1 protein-coding gene and 1 pseudogene are annotated in these 1272 nt (G+C 32.9%); both read right to left on the bottom strand.

Features of this window, described 5'->3' with window-relative positions; genetic code table 11:
- Nucleotides 1-802 (bottom strand): hypothetical protein (locus FVB9532_RS19280; protein ID WP_150546812.1); only part of this gene is annotated, 802 nt, incomplete at its 3' end.
- A 108-nt stretch (nt 803-910) separates the two neighbouring features.
- A pseudogene (locus FVB9532_RS19600) lies at nt 911-1272 on the bottom strand (hypothetical protein); the annotation flags it as partial.

The raw sequence follows: 1272 nt of genomic DNA on the forward strand, positions 1-1272 counted from the left end.
CTATAGAGCCTTCTACGGCTAATTTGTGACTGCCCATGGTTGTGGTGCCAATCCCAAAATTACCTTGATCAAAAATTATTTTTTCATTTGTATTTGTGCTTGCTTGAGTAAAACTTAACACAAAGGGATCGTCATGTTCTGTGAAATTTAGCATTCCACTATTATTTTCATAAGAAGTGTATATTCTTCCACCTTCATTTGACGAACCTACGCTAAATGCGTTTTCTAAATTACTTTTCCCAATATCTAATTTAGCAGTTGGAGATTTTGTGCCTATCCCCACCCTGTCTTGCATAATACTTGTATATTGACGCATTTCGGAATTGGGAACGATTACAGGGTTACTAACATTTAAATATTCCACAAGTGAATTTCTAACACTTTCAGTATAACAGACACCCTGGACTTGTATACTAATAGTGTTTCCAGTACTAGCTAAGTGATAGATGGGAATGCGTAGGTTAGCACTGTCAAAATCACCTATGCTCCATTGATCGGCTACTTCAGCAAATGCCGTAGGGGTTTCTGAAGATTGATTAAAATAGCCCGCCGTGTTACGATTTAAAGCAATTCTTTTGGTAAGCTTCCCTTTGCTTAACTGATGATTATAACCTCCTGAGATAGTTATTTCAAACCATCCTACTATCTTTGTGTCTGGAAAATTTATATAAGCAACCTGATTAGCTTCTTGGTTAGCAAAAAATTTATTGAATGTTAAATTAAAATAATGATCGGCTTGTGCATAAGTTTTTATAGAGCATAAAAAGAGAAAAATGAAGAATGAGAATAAGCTGTTTTTCATTTATAAAACTGTTGTTTTATTAAAAGTCTATCTAACTTAAAATGAAATTTTTAAGTTAGATAGACTTTAAGTAAAATTATTGAAATAGAGAGTTGGGTAAAATATCAACTAATTTTTGAGTTGTTTTTTTATTTGTCTATTTTCCTCTTTAAGAATTTCGATTTCTTTTTCTAGGTTTTGTATAGTTGAGTTTTGTTTTTCTAAAGATAAAATCTTTTTTTCTTGAGCAATTGTATATAGCGTTAGCTCTTCAATTTTCTGTAATAATTTGGCATCCATTTCCCCTAGATAAATCCCATTTTCTTTTACTTCTTTAGCGCTGGGGATATCTTTTAAATGTCCTTTTTGTTGAATGTGATTTTCTACTTCTGTAAGGCTAGGGAGTTGGTAAGTGTTTTCAAACACAAAATCTGACCAGCCATTTGCTTCAACCTTTATTTCCCTTGCCCCTATAGAGCCTTCTACGGCTA

This window comes from Mesonia oceanica (genome assembly GCF_902499555.1).
Lineage (GTDB): Bacteria > Bacteroidota > Bacteroidia > Flavobacteriales > Flavobacteriaceae > Mesonia > Mesonia oceanica.